The sequence below is a fragment of the Clostridium sp. ATCC 25772 genome, from assembly GCF_001573875.1.
Classification (GTDB): domain Bacteria; phylum Bacillota; class Clostridia; order Clostridiales; family Clostridiaceae; genus Clostridium_J; species Clostridium_J senegalense.
Map to the genome: position 1 here is coordinate 1 of NZ_LFRG01000208.1, position 537 is coordinate 537.

A 537-nucleotide genomic window follows, 5' to 3' on the forward strand; every position below is an offset into this window, starting at 1 on the left:
TGAAACTCCATCAAAAAAAATTGAACTATATTCAAACGATGCTATCCTAGATGGTGCAAATCCAATTCCTAGATATATAAAATCTGAGAAAAGAAATAAGTATAGATTACTAACTAATCACTGCAGAGATAGTATTTCTAGTCAGCATATGATGGATAAAGAGGAAATAGCAAAAGCGTATATAAATGAAGAAATGGCAGATAGAGAAGATATTAAAGAAAATGATATTGTAAAACTAGTTAGTAAAAATAGAAGTATAAAAGTTCAAATTAAAATAACTGACAGTGTAGGAGATAATACAATTTTAATTTATGTTGGATGGTGGAAAAAACATGGTAATCCAAATGTTTTAACATATAGTGGAATTTCAGATATGGGAGGGCAAGTAACCTATAATGAAACATTTGTGGAAATAGATAAATGGGTTAACAGGGTTAAATAAGAACCATAATAACCAATAAAACTAAAGCTAAAAATTAAATTGAAAAATTTTGAACAAATTATAGTTCTACGAAATATTGCATTTTCAGTATGTTG

Annotated in this window: 1 protein-coding gene; it reads left to right on the forward strand. The window is 27.2% G+C overall.

The features are described from left to right. The coding region (locus tag AZI32_RS17620) for a molybdopterin dinucleotide binding domain-containing protein (protein ID WP_206406659.1) at nt 1-442 on the forward strand (442 nt) is incomplete at its 5' end. Nucleotides 443-537: the final 95 nt, after the last annotated feature.